The organism is Zunongwangia sp., from assembly GCF_048269745.1.
GTDB lineage: Bacteria > Bacteroidota > Bacteroidia > Flavobacteriales > Flavobacteriaceae > Zunongwangia.
In genome coordinates this window covers 103150-119117 of the sequence record NZ_JBLXIB010000008.1, presented here as the reverse complement: position 1 = coordinate 119117, position 15968 = coordinate 103150, and the positions used below count along the sequence as shown (strand labels likewise).

14 protein-coding genes are annotated in these 15968 nt (G+C 31.8%); 8 read left to right on the top strand and 6 right to left on the bottom strand.

Annotated elements, in window-relative coordinates:
* The first annotated feature begins 55 nt into the window (after nucleotides 1-55).
* The 4 genes from ACN0WI_RS10910 to ACN0WI_RS10895 all read left to right on the top strand — a co-directional run bounded on the left by ACN0WI_RS10910 (nucleotide 56) and on the right by ACN0WI_RS10895 (nucleotide 3175).
* Nucleotides 56-679, top strand: coding sequence for a hypothetical protein (locus ACN0WI_RS10910; protein ID WP_417886841.1), 624 nt, complete (start codon nucleotides 56-58; stop codon nucleotides 677-679).
* A gap of 65 nt (nucleotides 680-744) precedes the next feature.
* Nucleotides 745-2085: a 2TM domain-containing protein gene (locus ACN0WI_RS10905; RefSeq protein WP_417886840.1), complete on the top strand. Its 1341-nt coding sequence runs from the start codon at nucleotides 745-747 to the stop codon at nucleotides 2083-2085.
* Nucleotides 2086-2108: 23 nt separating this feature from the next.
* A complete protein-coding gene (locus ACN0WI_RS10900; protein ID WP_417886839.1) occupies nucleotides 2109-2411 on the top strand; it encodes a 2TM domain-containing protein in 303 nt (100 codons plus the stop codon).
* A gap of 11 nt (nucleotides 2412-2422) precedes the next feature.
* Nucleotides 2423-3175: a LytR/AlgR family response regulator transcription factor gene (locus ACN0WI_RS10895; RefSeq protein WP_417886838.1), complete on the top strand. Its 753-nt coding sequence runs from the start codon at nucleotides 2423-2425 to the stop codon at nucleotides 3173-3175.
* Between the two features lie 184 nt (nucleotides 3176-3359).
* Here the strand turns inward: ACN0WI_RS10895 and ACN0WI_RS10890 are convergent, their stop codons facing one another.
* From ACN0WI_RS10890 to ACN0WI_RS10875, 4 genes are all read right to left on the bottom strand, one after another.
* Nucleotides 3360-4169, bottom strand: a complete 810-nt coding sequence (locus ACN0WI_RS10890; RefSeq protein ID WP_417886837.1) for an anti-sigma factor domain-containing protein — start codon at nucleotides 4167-4169, stop codon at nucleotides 3360-3362.
* Complete coding sequence (locus ACN0WI_RS10885) at nucleotides 4170-4700, bottom strand: RNA polymerase sigma factor (protein ID WP_417886836.1); 531 nt, start codon at nucleotides 4698-4700, stop codon at nucleotides 4170-4172.
* A 95-nt stretch (nucleotides 4701-4795) separates the two neighbouring features.
* Entirely contained in the window at nucleotides 4796-5347 is a 552-nt protein-coding gene (locus tag ACN0WI_RS10880; protein WP_417886835.1) for a superoxide dismutase family protein, read from the bottom strand.
* Nucleotides 5348-5351: 4 nt separating this feature from the next.
* Nucleotides 5352-6236 (bottom strand): diacylglycerol/lipid kinase family protein, encoded by an 885-nt coding sequence (locus tag ACN0WI_RS10875; protein WP_417886834.1) that lies wholly within the window; start codon nucleotides 6234-6236, stop codon nucleotides 5352-5354.
* 69 nt (nucleotides 6237-6305) lie between these two features.
* On the opposite strand from ACN0WI_RS10875, the gene ACN0WI_RS10870 reads away from it, so the two are divergent.
* From ACN0WI_RS10870 to ACN0WI_RS10855, 4 genes are all read left to right on the top strand, one after another.
* Nucleotides 6306-7271: an App1 family protein gene (locus ACN0WI_RS10870; protein WP_417886833.1), complete on the top strand. Its 966-nt coding sequence runs from the start codon at nucleotides 6306-6308 to the stop codon at nucleotides 7269-7271.
* A gap of 75 nt (nucleotides 7272-7346) precedes the next feature.
* Nucleotides 7347-9473, top strand: a complete 2127-nt coding sequence (locus ACN0WI_RS10865; protein ID WP_417886892.1) for a Tex family protein — start codon at nucleotides 7347-7349, stop codon at nucleotides 9471-9473.
* Nucleotides 9474-9614: 141 nt separating this feature from the next.
* Entirely contained in the window at nucleotides 9615-12062 is a 2448-nt protein-coding gene (locus ACN0WI_RS10860; protein ID WP_417886832.1) for a TonB-dependent siderophore receptor, read from the top strand.
* A complete protein-coding gene (locus ACN0WI_RS10855) occupies nucleotides 12062-13201 on the top strand; it encodes a PepSY-associated TM helix domain-containing protein (protein ID WP_417886831.1) in 1140 nt (379 codons plus the stop codon). Before ACN0WI_RS10860 ends, ACN0WI_RS10855 begins: the two co-directional genes overlap by 1 nt.
* Before the next feature lie 81 nt (nucleotides 13202-13282).
* Here ACN0WI_RS10855 and ACN0WI_RS10850 read toward each other — a convergent pair whose 3' ends face one another.
* Together ACN0WI_RS10850 and ACN0WI_RS10845 are read right to left on the bottom strand one after the other, a co-directional pair.
* Nucleotides 13283-13573 carry a YtxH domain-containing protein gene (locus ACN0WI_RS10850; protein WP_417886830.1) on the bottom strand — a complete coding sequence of 97 codons (291 nt, stop codon included), beginning with the start codon at nucleotides 13571-13573 and terminating at the stop codon, nucleotides 13283-13285.
* 122 nt (nucleotides 13574-13695) lie between these two features.
* Entirely contained in the window at nucleotides 13696-15903 is a 2208-nt protein-coding gene (locus tag ACN0WI_RS10845) for a bifunctional alpha,alpha-trehalose-phosphate synthase (UDP-forming)/trehalose-phosphatase (RefSeq protein ID WP_417886829.1), read from the bottom strand.
* Nucleotides 15904-15968 lie beyond the last annotated feature (65 nt).

The window sequence follows — 15968 nt, the reverse complement described above, 5'->3', positions numbered from 1 at the left end:
AAAGGCTTTTAATTTATCCAGTTTTACATTTATAAACTATTAATAATAACTATTTATGAAAATTTTTATTTTTTATTTCGCACTTTGTATTTCCCAAGCTCTTATCGCCCAAGATTATAATTCGGCTATGCAAGAAGGATTAAACTTTTGGCAAACAGGGAATTCTGACAAGGCAATTGCTCTTTTTGAGCGTATAGCAATTGCTGAACCTCAACAATGGCTCCCCGATTATTATGTAGGCTTATTATATACATTACAAGCTTTTAAAACGGAGGATGAAAAAATAGCAAACGAAAAACTGAAAAGTGCTGAAAAAGCAATTCAAAATGCATTTATAAAAACAGATGAAAATGCCGAGTTATTGGTTTTACAAGCTTTGTGGTACACGGCTAAAATTTCGCAAAATCCAATGCAAAATGGACAAAAATATATGCCGAAAGTGAATCAATTATATGCAAAGGCAGAAGTTTTAGATCCTGAAAATCCACGTGTAAAATTTCAAAAAGCACAATTTGAAATGGGAAGCGCTAAATTTTTTGGAAATGATATCCAGCCAATGTGTGATGAAATAAAAGCATCAATTTCTTTATTTGAAAATTTTAAAAATGATGAGCCTTTTTATCCAAATTGGGGTAAAAAACAGGCCGAAATATTAGCAAAACAATGCGATTCAGAATAATTTTAACAAATAATTATAAATTACAGTATTTTAGACAAGAATAAAGCGCTAAGTAGTAAACTAGTATGAAAACAGCATTTAGAATATTTAAAATAGGAATAATAGCCACAGTGCTTGTTTTTTTCTTAGATTCTATTTTCAATAATTTTGAGATTGATCGTATAAAAAATCTGAAAGTTTGGGGCTTATATTTTTTTTATAGTTTCTCGATAACAATAGTAAATATTATTTTTTCTATTCTATTTGAAAAATTTGTAGGCTGGAAGAATGCGGGTATCAGAAAATTACTTGCTTCTACCGCAGGTACGGTAATTATAACTTTGGGGACCTATTTTTTTTGCAGATTAATACATCTCACATATATCGAAAATGAGTATAGCGTAGCTGTTTTTTTAGAAAAAGAACGTTTGGGAAATTATATATTTCCGCTATTGTTTAGTACTACTATTTCTCTTTTTTTACACTTGCTTTATTTTTTTAAAGCAACTCAAGAAAAAAAGGTAAAAGAACAGAAAATTATAGCAGGTTCTGCAACAGCACGTTTCGATGCTTTAAAAAACCAGTTAGATCCACATTTCTTATTCAATAGTTTAAATGTACTAACTTCTTTAATTGAAGAAAACCCAGATCAAGCACAAAAATTTACAACTTCTTTGTCTAAAGTTTATCGTTATGTTTTAGAACAAAAGAATAAAGAATTGGTAAATATTGAAGATGAATTAAGTTTTGCCAAGCGATATATAGATTTATTAAAGATGAGGTTTGAAAATAGTGTTATTTATACTATTCCTCAAGAAATAGCGAATCTTGAAGGCAAAATTATTCCATTGTCTTTACAATTATTACTAGAGAATGCAGTAAAACACAATAAAGTTTCAGAAGAAAATCCTTTACATATTTCAATTTTAGAGGTAGATGGCTTTTTAGTAGTAAAAAACAACTTACAAGCTAAAAATGTAATTGGCAAAAGTTCTGGATATGGCTTATCGAACATTCAACAGCGCTATAATTTACTAACTTCTAGAAAAGTTTTGATTCAGAAAGATAAAACTTCATTTCAAGTTAAACTGCCTATACTAACAAAGCAATTACATGTTATTAGAGAACTACCACAAACCCAAGAAAAAATGAGAGATTATAATAAATTAGATAGAGCCCGAGCAATAGTAAAGAAGCAAAAAGAGTTTTATGCAAGTTTAACTTCTTATATGATTGTAATTCCTTTTTTAGCCTTTATCAATTGGTTTACAACAGGTTTTGGCTTTCCTTGGTTTTTATTTGCCGCAGCAGGATGGGGGATAGGTTTAGTATTCCAGTACATGGAAGCTTTTGATAAAAATCCGTTCTTTTCTAAAGATTGGGAAGAAAGAAAGATTAAAGAGTTTATGGATAAAGACAATTACTAATGGAGAAATAAAAACGATTTACTATGGAAATTATTGATAAAGAAAATCGGTATTTTGAAGCTAAAAAACGAGTAAAAGATCTAAGAGATTTTTACGTTCATCTTTTTATATATGTTATTATTAATGGTTTTTTAGCGTATTTAAATTTTAAAGATGGCTTTGATACTTACCCTTGGATGCTCTGGCCTTTAACCAGCTGGGGAATAGGCCTTTTATTTAATGCTGTCCGGGCTTTTAGAATAAACCCCGGTTTTAGTAAAGAGTGGGAAAAGCGAAAAATAGAACAAATTTTAGAAGAAGAACAAACACAGCAGCGTTGGGAATAATTAAAAGAGAAATGAGAACTATTATTATTGAAGACGAAAAGCCGGCAGCGAGGCGTTTGCAACGATTACTGAACAAAAGAGAGGTAGAAGTAATACAAATTTTGCATTCTGTAGCAGAAGGCATAGAATGGTTTACTGAAAATGAACATCCCGACCTTATATTTTTAGATATTCAGTTAAGCGACGGACTTTCTTTTGAAATATTTGAAAAAGTAAATGTAAAGAGTGCCATTATATTTACAACTGCTTACGATGAATATGCACTGAAAGCTTTTAAGCTAAATAGTGTAGATTATCTATTAAAGCCAATAGATGAAGATGAGCTAGATGAAGCTTTAGCGAAGTTTAAAGAAAATCATCAATCATCGTCGGTTAAAATGAAAGTAGAAGATATTCGCTCCTTATTTAATATGTCGGCACCTAAAACGTATAAATCTCGTTTTTCAATACAAGTTGGGCAGCATTTAAAAATTATAGATAGTTCTAATATCATTTGTTTCTATTCAGAAAATAAAGCTACCTATATTTATACCAATAGTGGAAGAAATTATTTGGTGGATTATTCTTTAGAAGAATTAGAAAAGCTGTTAAATCCGGATTTATTTTTCAGAATTAATAGAAAATCGATAATTCATATAAAAGCTATTGAAGATATTGTAGCCTTTACAAATTCTCGATTAGAATTGAAATTACTTGGTTTTACTGCTTTTCAAGTTATAGTTAGTAGAGAGCGCGTAAAGGATTTTAAGAGTTGGATTTCATAAAATAAAAAAAATTGATACACTATAAAACCAACTTCTTTTTTCTATCGTATATATAGTAAAGAGAGCATAGCCGCTTTAATAAAATATATTAAATGCTATAGCTGGTTTTTTGGTTGGTTGGTTAGAAAAAAGGCTTGCATTTAAATGCAAGCCTTTTATTTTTCATTAATTACCGGAGGTGGGTTTAGGTAGTTCCTAAAACGTATAATTGATCCATCGTAGGTGTTTTACTACCTCCTTCAGGCTCTAAAGTTATCCCAAATCCTTCGGAAGCATTTGTATTTTGTAAATAAAAAATCTTATTATCATTATTTTGGAAGTCGGCTAACAAACCTAAACTTGTTGGCGTAAGCGGTTGCATCTTTAAAGACCAAACCTGATAAATTTTTCCCGGTGGAGGCTCTGGTAAACCTTTTGCATCTATATAGGTAGTATTTTCTTCAGTATTCCAATAAATTACAGCATACGAATTGGGTGCTGCTTTTTGACCTTCCAATGGAATTCTAGAAATATTACGATCTCGAATTGCTGCTAAAACTTGTTCATTTTTATTAGTTTGCTCTCTTAAGTCTACTAATTGCTGTTCAATCTGGCTATTTTTAAGTTTAGATTGTACTAGCTCTTGTCTGAGGTTATGATTCTGTCTAAATAAGAAAAACAAACCTATTAAGAAGACAAAACTAGCAGCCCAACCTAAATAGGTAGACCATTTGACAGCCTCTTGGCGTGGTAAATTTCTAGTAGCAGTATTAGATGGTTCAGAATCTTCTAAATTTAATTTTTGTTTTAGTGTATTTAATAAATGCTCCGGATTGTTAGGTGCTACACCTGAAGCTAGTTGCTGTAAAGCATCTTCAATCTGGCTTACCTCTTTTTGTATTTCGGGATGCTTTTTAAGCATTGCCGTAATTTCGATATTTTCTTTTTCAGAAAGAGCACCATAAACATAAAGTTCTAAAATCCCCGATGTTAAATAATTGTCTTGTGTTGCCATTTACGTAGTTACAATTTCACGCAATTTAGATATACATGCGCGGTTTTTTGTTTTTACCGTTCCTAACGGCATTTCTAGTTCTTCAGCAGTTTCTTTTTGCGTATACCCTTCAAAAAACAACAACTGTATAAGTTTTTTGCAAATCGGTTTTAAAACACCAATATATTTTTTTAAACCAATCGCATCAACAGAGCTCATAAAGTTAGCTTTACTTTCTAGTATATCTACGAAATTTTTGGCATCTACGTTTTTCTTTTTATTCTTAAAGTTTTTAGAACGTAATTTATCTATTGAGGCATTTCTGGCAATATTAAGTAGCCAAGTAAAAAATCGGCCTTTATTAAAATCGTATCGATTTGCATTATTCCAGACTTTCATAAACACATCTTGTAATACTTCTTCAGATGTATTTTTATCTTGAATAATGGTATAAATAATTCCGAATATATTTTCTGAATATAATTGGTAAATAGCTTCAAAAGCTTTTTTATCTTTATTTTGAAGTTTACGAATCAAGTCGTCTTGCTGCATAAGTTTTTCATTATCGTATGCTGAATATACATAAAAAAAGCGGTGAAAATAGCCACTTTTTATTTTTAAATTTTCTAATTGAATAAGAAATACGACTACATTTTGATTACACCGCACCCTATTCTAATGCCAGCAGCACCAGAAGGTTGATTTGTAAAATCATCTACACCATCGTCTATAATTATTGCTTTTCCCAAAATATCTTTAGTAGTATCTTTACAACCAATACACCACTCATCGGTAGTTAGTGTAATGCTACCATTTCCGTTTGAATCAACTTCGAAGTTTCCAATATCACCTTTATGATATCCACTTTTAGAACCCCACTTACCATGTGGCTGATTGGTAGGATTCCAATGTCCACCGGCCGATTTACCATCGGCAGAAGAGCAATCTGCTTTTTGATGAATATGTATAGCATGTTTACCATCAGGAATTCCCTTAACGGTAGCATGCATGGTTACCTTTCCGTTTTTTTGAGAAAAAACAACCGTTCCCGATAAATTACTATCGTTTTTTGGTTCCAAATTTACAGTTACAGTTTTAGTTTTTTCTTCTTTTAAATTTTCACTCTTGTTGCTTTTATTTTTACAACTACTTGCAAAAATGCAGGCAAGAAATATAAGAGTGAGACTAATACGCTTCATCCTTTTATTGAGTATTATTAACTAAGATTTGTAAGTTTTTTTTACTTATTTCAGCTTTTATTTTTTCTGATTTACCAATAAATTCTCCATCTATTTGGAATGCTAAAGGAGTAGGGCAAGAAATAGTAGCTTGGTTTGTTTGCAGCACTTTAGCAAATTGAGGATCTAGTTGAACATTGTCTCTCAACATTCCTAGTATTTTAGGAATGTCTAAGTTCTTGAATGTTATAATTTCAAAAATACCATCATTATAATTTCCTTCTGGGTTTATAACTGCACCGGTACCATATTTTCGGCAATTTGCAATGGCAAGCATAATACCTTTACTGGTATGGGTTTCTCCGTTAGCTTCAATTGTAAACTCATAAGGATATTTACTTTTTATAAGTGTGGGAATAGATTGCATTAAATACCCAAATTTACCACGTACTGAAGAAGATTCGTAATGTTCAATCAATTCTGCATTTAGGCCAATATCGCTTAAATGTAAGCAAACTTCGTTATTTAAATGGAGAACATCCAAGTTGGTTGTATTATCGCCAAAAGCGATATTTAATTGTTCTTTTTTATTTTCTGGAATTTTTAAATTAAGCGACAACCCATTGGCCGATCCTTCTGGAAAAATAGCAAGAGGAATTTCGTAATCATGTATAGCTTCAGCTACTATTTTAATAGTTCCATCTCCGCCTATAACAAATAGTCGATCTGGATTAACTTTTTGTAGTTCTTTTTTAATTTTAGAAAGGTCGTTGTTTCCGGTAGTTTTAAAAATCGATAATTTTTTGTTGGTTTCTTTTGCTTTATTTTTAATAAGATTTACCATTTGATCTTTATCCCTTCCGCCGGAAATAGGATTTACAATCATTAAAATATTCCTAAATTCTTTCATATCATCTTTGGTTGCGGGTAAAATTAACTAATTTGGGGTTACCAATTCCTTTATAAAAAATTAAAAACCTTGAAACTTGACTTAAAACTTTACCGTGGTTATGCAAATGAAAATGAATTAGTAGTTTTTGGTCATTTGTTTGAGAGTTGGGCTCCCGATAAATATCGTATTGACCGAAAGGGAATAAAACATGCGTATGCCATTTTGCATAAATTCAGAATAAAACCTTTAGAAAATTACGAAATTGTACTGCATTTTAAAGATGAAAAATGGCGTACAAAAACCATGGACGATGGGTATTTTAGGTTCACCGTTCCGTATGAAAAACCCTTAAAAAGTGGTTGGCATACTTACGAAGTTACCGCAAAAGTGCAAAAATTTGGTATTGTAGAATGTGGTGAATTATTAAAACCTTACGATAGTGAATTGGGTGTTATAACTGATATTGACGATACGTTTTTAATCTCGCACAGCAATAGTTTTTTTAAAAAGCTTTATGTGATGTTATCTAAAAATGTAAATAAAAGAAAGATTTTTGACGATGTGGTAGATCATTACAGTGCGTTAAGCAAAGCAGGACAAGACCTAGAAGAAGCTTCTAATTCTTTTTTTTATGTATCTAGCAGCGAATGGAATTTATACGATTTTATTACTGAATTTGCCGATATGCACGAGCTACCCAAAGCAGTTATTAAACTTAAAAAAATTAAAACTGGATTTTCAGATTTTATAAAATCGGGAAGAGGTAATCACGATCATAAATTTCAGAAAGTAAAAGACATTATTTCATTTTACCCGACTTTAAAATATGTATTGTTGGGAGACGATTCTCAACAAGATGTATTTATTTACGAACGTATTTGTAAAACCTATCCGGTCAATATTAAGTCGATTTATATACGGCAGACCTCAAAATCTAAAAATAAAAAAGTAATTAAGGTTTTAAAGAATATTGAATCTTTAGGTGTAGCAACTTGTTATTTTAAAGGAAGTCAAGAAGCTATTTCGCATTCTAAAAAAGTTGGAATAATTTAAATCGAAAATGCCCAATTTCAATTCCAGTTTTTATAGCGGAATCTTATCTTCGCAATCCGCTAAAAATTTGTTATGCTGAATTTAGATCAATTTATTACTCAAAAACTAGGTTTACCCGCTAAATCTGTTCACAATACCGTACAATTACTTCAAGAAGATGCTACTGTTCCTTTTTTGGCTAGATATCGAAAAGAACAAACCGGCAATCTAGATGAAATCCAAATTCAGCAAATTCAGGAACAAATTCAATATTTTCAGCAATTAGAAAAACGAAAGCAATCAATTTTAGAAACTATTGAAAGTCAAAATGCATTAACCGATTTGTTACAATCAAAAATCGAAAATGCTGATAATTTAACTGTTTTGGAAGATTTATACCTTCCTTTTAAAAAGAAACGAAAAACAAAAGCCGATACTGCTAGAGAAAATGGATTAGAACCGTTGGCAAAAATGATTATGGCGCAAAATTCGCCAAATATTACTTCAGCAGCATCAAAATTCGTTAAAAATAAGATCAAATCTAAAACAGAAGCTTTAGAGGGTGCCAAACATATTATTGCAGAATGGATTAACGAAAATCAATTTGTTCGGAAAAGGATACGTCAGTTGTATTCTAGAAAAGCAGTTATTTCTTCAAAAGTAGTAAAAACAAAAGCTACCGAAGTAGAAGCCCAAAAGTTTCAGCAATATTTTGAATGGGAAGAACCTCTAAAGAAAATTCCATCACATCGATTTTTAGCGATTTATCGGGGCGATAAAGAAGGGTTTTTAAAATTGAAAATAGAAATTCCTAAACAAGATGCCTTAGCATTAATTTCAGCATCGATAATAAAAAAAACAAATTCAGAATCGGCAATCTTAATTGAAGAAGCTGCAACCGATGCGTTTTCACGTTTATTAAAACCTTCTTTTTTTACTGAATTTTTAAATGAAACCAAATTAAAAGCGGATGGAGAAGCAATAACAATTTTTTCGTTGAATTTAGAACAGCTTTTAATGGCAGCACCGCTAGGTGAAAAACGGATTTTAGCTATAGATCCAGGTTTTAAATCGGGTTGTAAAGTGGTTTGTTTAGGTGAAAATGGTAAACTGGAACATAATGAAAATATTTATCCGCATCCGCCACAAAATGAGTATAGTATTTCCGCTAGCAAAATAAAATCACTAGTAAATTCGTATAAAATTGAAGCAATTTCTATAGGGAATGGTACTGCGAGTCGTGAAACCGAACAGTTTGTAAAATCGATTTCGTTTGATCGTAATGTAGAGGTTTATGTAGTAAACGAAGCTGGAGCATCGGTATATTCCGCATCTAAAGTAGCACGTGAAGAATTTCCGAATTATGATATTACCGTTCGTGGAGCAGTTTCAATAGGTAGAAGATTAGCCGATCCCTTAGCCGAATTGGTGAAAATAGATCCAAAGTCTATCGGAGTAGGGCAGTATCAACACGAAGTTGATCAGAATTTACTCAAGCAACGTTTAGATACTACAGTGATGAATACTGTAAATAAAATTGGTATTAATCTAAATACAGCAAGTAAAGAATTGTTAGCTTATGTAAGTGGTTTAGGCCCTTCTTTAGCCGAAAATATATTAAAAACCAGAACTAAAAATGGTGCTTTTAGCTCTCGAAGAGATTTAATGTCAGTTCCTCGTTTAGGCGCTAAAGCATTTGAACAAGCAGCCGGATTCCTTCGTATTAAAAATGCTAAAAATCCATTAGATAATTCAGCAGTGCATCCAGAAAGTTACTCGATAGTAAAAGCTATGGCAAGAGATCTTTCGGTAGAAATTTCCGAATTAATAGGCAATACAAAAAAACTGCAAGCCATACCTTTAGAAAACTACGTTACAGAAAAAACCGGAATACCTACCTTAAAAGATATAATTTCTGAATTAGAAAAGCCAGGACTCGACCCGCGAGAGAAAATTAGTATGTTCTCTTTTGATGAAAACATTACTACGATAACCGATTTAAAACCCGGAATGCGTTTACCGGGATTAGTTAATAATATTACCAATTTTGGCTGTTTTGTAGATATAGGGATAAAAGAAAGTGGTTTAGTACATATCTCTAAACTTTCTAATTCTTATGTAAGTGATGTTTCTTCAGTAGTAAAATTAAATCAGGAAGTTGAAGTTATGGTGCTTTCTGTAGATTTAGATCGAAAAAGAGTCCAATTGTCGATGGTGGATTAAGTGTTTTATTTTTAAATGCTTACAATCTTTTAACTATAGTGATTTTTAATGATCCTGTAAATAATTAAAATTTTCTTAATTATTTATTTGTAATTAGTCTAAATAAAACTCTAATTTTACGGTGTCACTAAAAATATAATTATGAAAAAAATTTACGTTCTCTTTTGCTTTTTTTTAATTAGTTCGCTTACCATGAAGGGGCAATCGATTCTGTCTGGAGAAGTGGTTAATGAATTTTCGGAACCCTTATCTGAAGTAAATATTTATATACAAGAATTAAATAAAGGAACCTTTACGGATGCTGCTGGAACTTTTGAATTCAAATCCCTATCGAACGATACATATACTTTAGTAGTTTCTGCCATTGGTTTTCAAACTTTGAAACAGCAAATAAAATTATCAGGTAATAAAACTTTGGTGATAACCCTTGAAGATGGAATTACACAATTACAGAATGTTGAAATTACCGGAAGAAAAGAGCGTTCTTATAAAAATACAAATACGTTTGTTGGTTCAAAAACAGAAATTGCTATAAAGGATTTACCACAGTCTGTTTCCTATGCTACTAAAGAATTAATTTCAGATCAGGCTGGAATACGGTTAAATGATGTACTCAAAAATTTTAGTGGTGTAAACCAAAATTCATTTTATGATGATGTAGTTATTCGGGGTTTCCGAATTAATGGAAGCCAAAACACGCAATTGGTTAACGGTATGCGCACTTCAACCGGATTTTGGAAACAATCTTTAGTGAATTATTTAGAACGTGTTGAAGTATTAAAAGGACCTGCTTCTGCTATTTCAGGTAATGCTTCTCCGGGTGGTGTAATAAACAGAGTTACCAAAAAACCCTTACGAGAAAAACGAAATTCGATTAGCTTTTCTACCGGAAGCTTCAATACTCTTCGTGCTTTAGGAGATTTTACCGGACCGCTTACAAAAGATGGGAAATTATTATATCGCTTAAATATTGGTTATGAAGATGCTGGAAGCTTTAGAGATTTACAATTCAATAAAAATGTAGTATTAGCTCCATCTTTTTCATTTATACCATCCGATAAAACACAAATTAATTTAGATTTAATTTATAACAGTTCTAAAAGTCGTCTAGATAGAGGACAAGCTGTTTTTAAAGGCGACCTTTATTCGTCTCCAACCACTTTGGCATTAAGCTCTTCTAACGATTATTTAGATGAAGAAACTTATATTATCACCACTTCATTAAACCATCAGTTTACTGAAAATTTATCGTTTTCAGGAAGATTTATGAGAACAGGCTATAATGAAGATTTATTAGAGCATAGAACAGCTAATGGTTATGGTCGAGATGCTAACGGAGAAGAGATGGAAGATCAGGTTGCCATGCAGGTATTAGATAGAAAGCGAAAACGCTATATCGATAACTTGTCTGCTTTTTTCAATTATAAATTAGAATCTACAGCTAATTTTCAACAAAATTTTACATTGGGTTACGATTATGCACAAGAGATGATGCCAGCCGGAGGTTCTCAGTTGCAGGCAAATGGTTATCTTTCTGCTGACAGAAGTAGCATTTTACAAATTAGAAAGGCAGAAGATTTTTTGAATAATAAAGATCAGTTTTTATTAGATGAAAATGGAGCACCCGTTCCTAATGTGGCTCATTTCGATTTAAGTAATCCGGTAGCTTCTCAGCAATTAAAAAATGTAAATAATTATCTATATCAACCTGCTCGCCAATATGGGCCAAGTTTATATTATTCTCATGCTGGTTATATACAAGATTTAATTACTTACAATCGTTTCAAATTATTACTAGGCTTACGGTACGAGCGTTTTACCAATGTAGAAAATTACGAATTGCTTAATGAAGAGAACGTAAATCAAGAAGCTTGGATACCTCGTGTAGGATTAACCTATACAGTAAATAATAATATTAATGTGTACGGAACGTATGTAGAAGGCTATCAACCACAAACAGCAGCTAACATGGATCCTAATTTAGGTGGACCATTCGATCCTCTAAAAAGCAATATGGTTGAATTTGGATCTAAAAGTACTTGGTTTAACGATAAATTATCGACCACTGTAGCAGTATACAAAATAAAACAAAAAAATACTTTATACAATCAATCCAATACTGATGTTTTACAACAAATAGGAGAAGAAGTCTCAAAAGGAATTGAGTTCGATATTAATGGTAAGCTATCTCATTTTTGGAGTGTGAGTGCTTCTTATGCCTATAACGAATCGAATATTACAAAAGATGCTAATGGAATGGAATCCGACTTGCAAAAGCCAAATACGCCACATCACCAAGGAAATATTTGGACACGTTATACGTTACAAAATGGTGTTTTTAAAGGTCTAGGTGTTGGAGCCGGAGCAAATTATATGACCACACGAATTTTACAATCAAATTCCGAACAAACCATTCCGGGGTATACTCGTGTGGATGCTGCATTGTATTATAAAATTGATAAATTTACGCTCCAATTAAATATGAAAAATATTGCGGATAAAGATTATTGGGTAGGTGGTTATAGTTACACTCGTTTATTTCCGGGAGAACCTAGAAATTGGCTACTTACCTTAAAATATGACTTTTAGTGGCTAAAAACAATTTTAAGAAAATAGTACGTAAAATTCATTTATGGCTGGGGCTTAGCTCCGGCCTTGTTGTTTTTATAACAGCCCTTTCCGGTTGCTTACTTTCTTTTGAGGATGAGCTTGATTCTTTTTTTTCGCCTGAAATTCATATTCCTAATCAATATACCGATGCTAAAGTTGGTTTAGATAGTATTGCTGAAACTATACATACAGCATATCCAAATTATAGTATTAAGCAATTATTTTTATTTTCAGATCCTCATAAAACGTATTTAGTAAGGGCTTTTAGTAAAACCAAAGAGGAACGACTATTATCGGTAAACCCTTATACGGGAGCTATTCAAAAAAACGTAAATTTTAATAATCGATTTTTTATAAAAGTACTGCATTTACATCGCTACCTTTTAGTTGATGGGGTTGGGCAAATTATTAACGGTATTTCAACACTTTGTTTTATTATTTTACTGGTTAGCGGGTTTATAATTTGGCTTCCTAAAAAAACAAAATATCTAAAACAACGATTATTAGTTAAATGGAATGCCTCTACAAAACGTGTAAATTGGGATTTGCACAATGCACTTGGTTTTTATGTAATTCCATTTGCTTTTATAATTGGTATTACCGGTTTAGTTTGGTCTTTCGATTGGGTAGAAAATAGTTTGTATTTTATTTTTGATGGCAAACCAAAACAAACGATAAATTTTGAGAAAAAACATATAGCATTCGAAAAAGTCGCTCAGCAACCACTTTCTTTAGACAATATTAAAAGCAAAACGGATAGTATTTTTAATTTTGAAGGGAATCTTCGGTTTATTTTTGAAAATTCCTCAAAAGCTGAAAAAATTAGAGTAATTAAAGAACAAACTGGGACTTTAATTCCAAATAAACGAAGTCAATTATATATTTCAGCAAAAACTGGTGAAATTTTAAAGATTTTGCCTTATAGAAGTTCAACAACAGGGCAGAAGGTAAGAAGAATGATATACCCCATCCATACCGGGACTATATTTGGCTGGCCTAGTCGAATTTTGATTTGTATTACTAGTTTGGTTGTTGCCAGTCTTTTTATTACGGGTTTTTTTATATGGTACAATAAAAATTATGGTAAAAAGAAGAAAAAATCTAATAGAATTCGATGAATTTTAATTCAATTTGAAAAAAATATAAAAAAAAGGTTCCATTTTTAAATGGAACCTTTTTTTAGTTTCTATGACTATTATTTAGCTAGCTTTCATTTCGTGAATTTCAGCTTTAGCTTGATTTATTTTTTCTTCAGCTTTAGACTTTGTTAGGTTTGCTTTTGTTTTCGCTTTTAAAGCATCTATTTTATGATTTACAGAATCTGTGAAATCATTAACACGATTTTTAGCATCACTATAACAATCATCTCCAGATTTTGCTATGGCCTTTCTAGTATCTTCTCCTTTTTTAGGAGCAAATAAAATACCTGCTGCTAATCCTGCTGCTGCACCTGATAAAAATCCTGCTAATATTGTTCTTTTAGATTTCATAATTTTATTTTTTCGTAATTAATAGTTATGTAAAATTATTAATTAACAGGTTTTTAATGCAAAATTGATCGTTAATCTTGACCTAAACTTTTTAAATAAATAATAATAAAATTAACATTTGTCTAGTCTAGAAATGCTTTTAATAGTTCTCTAACTCGAGTGGTATCGTTTACATAATAGTTAGCACTTGTTTTTTTAATACCAACTTTTACAGTGTACGATTTAGCAGGAAGTTCTTCAAACATATATTCGTCGGTCCAATCGTCACCTACAGCGAAAATAAAGTCATAGTCTTCTTCAACTAATTTTTTGGAAGCCGCTTTCCCTTTATTTACTCCACTGCTTTTAATTTCTAATACTTTATTACCGGCAAGTACACTTAATCCACGGTTAGAAACTAGCCCTTTAAGTGTATTAGACAATTCGTTGGCTCTCATTTCTCCCAATTCAGGATCAGCCTTTCTAAAATGCCAAGCTAGTGAATAGTTTTTTTCTTCTAAAAATGTTCCAGGTGTTCGGTCTACAAAACTTTCAATAACCGGCCTTACGGCATCCATCCATTCATTTTTTACATTTTCAGAAATGTTCCATTCACAGTTTTTCTTTCGGGTCCAAACTCCGTGTTCTGCGATAATTTCCATACAAGAATCTTTCCACCAGTTACCAAGTGTTTCTTTATCACGACCACTAATTAATACTACATCGGTATTGTGTTGGTTATTTAAATTGGTGATTAATTCTATTAGTTCCGAATCTGGTTTTGCATCTTCTGGTTTATCAGCAAAATTAACGAGTGTACCATCATAGTCTAAAAATAATACACGTTTCGTACTACTTTTATAGCTATCTAATATTTTTTTCGAAACTTGAGGAGTTATTCTAATAGATTCGAAAGACATCCTATTACTTTCAGTTTCTTTTAATGAATTCATAAAATCGTTAGCCCATTTTTCTACATCGTATCGTTTTAGACGTTTCTGAAGAATTTTATTTCTTTCGATTTGTTCTTCTTTAGGCATTTCAATTGCCTTTTTAAGTGTGCCGGCAATTTGTTCAAAATTATTTGGGTTAATAATTAGTGCTTCATTCATTTCATGAGCTGCACCAGCCATTTCACTTAATATTAAAACGCCTGTATGATCGGTACGAGTGGCAATATATTCTTTAGCAACCAAATTCATACCATCACGAATAGGAGTAAGTAATGCAATATCACAAGAGGTGTATAAATCGATTAGATTATCAAATGGCATTGAGCGGTAGAAATACCAAATAGGTGTCCAACTTACAGTAGAGAACTTACCATTAATACGACCTACTAATTCATCGATTTCGCGTTTTAAACGTTGGTATTGAGGTACATTTGAACGGGACGGAACAGCCAACATAACCAAACGTACTTTTTCAATAAATTCAGGATAGCGTTCTAGAAAGTATTCAAAAGCACGAATACGGTTAGCTATACCTTTTGTATAATCTAATCTATCTATACTTAAAATTAATTTAGCATCTGGTGTAGCATCTAAATGAAGATCAAGTCTGCGTTGTAATTCAGATTGATCGTTTTCATTTGTTTTGAAATGATTTAATGCAGCTTGCTCAAATTTTTTGTAATCTATTCCCATTGGGAACGAGTCAATTTTCACAATTCTTTCGGGTAAAGTAACTTCATTGAAAGTAACCCTATGCCTTAAAAGACGGCTAACAGAACTTAAAAAGTGCCTTTCGTAATCGTAGGTGTGAAAACCAATTAAATCGGCTCCTAACATCCCTTTCAATACACTTTCTCGCCATGGTAGTGTTCTAAACACTTCGTATGAAGGAAATGGAATATGATTAAAAAATCCAATTATTGCTTCTGGCTCTTCATCTCGTATTAACTGGGGAACTAATAATAATTGATAATCGTGAACCCAAACTCGATCTCCTTTCTCATAATATTTTAATACTTCTTTAGCATATTTTATATTTACTTGTTTATAAATTTCCCAAGAAGCATGTTCTGCTTCAGTATATTCCATAAAATAGTGGAACAGTGGCCAAATAGTTCGGTTACTAAAGCCATAATAAAAGCCATTAACTTCTTCTTCTGTAAGGTTAACGGCTACGCAATCTTCTTTTAAAGCCTCTTCTTTTACTTGATCTTCAAGTTCATCCGGAATCTCTTCTTTTGTTAGTCCGCTCCATCCAATCCAGATACTGTCTCCATCTTTATGAAAGGATTTTAATCCAGTAGCTAGCCCACCCACACTGGGGGTAACTTCTAATTTTTCTTCTTCTAATGAAATTTTAAGGGGTAGTCGGTTAGAAATAATGATAGTTTTACTCATAATTAAATGCTAATGCTGTTGTCGCAAATTTGAATTTTACTAAATTTCGGGAATTCAAGTGAGAA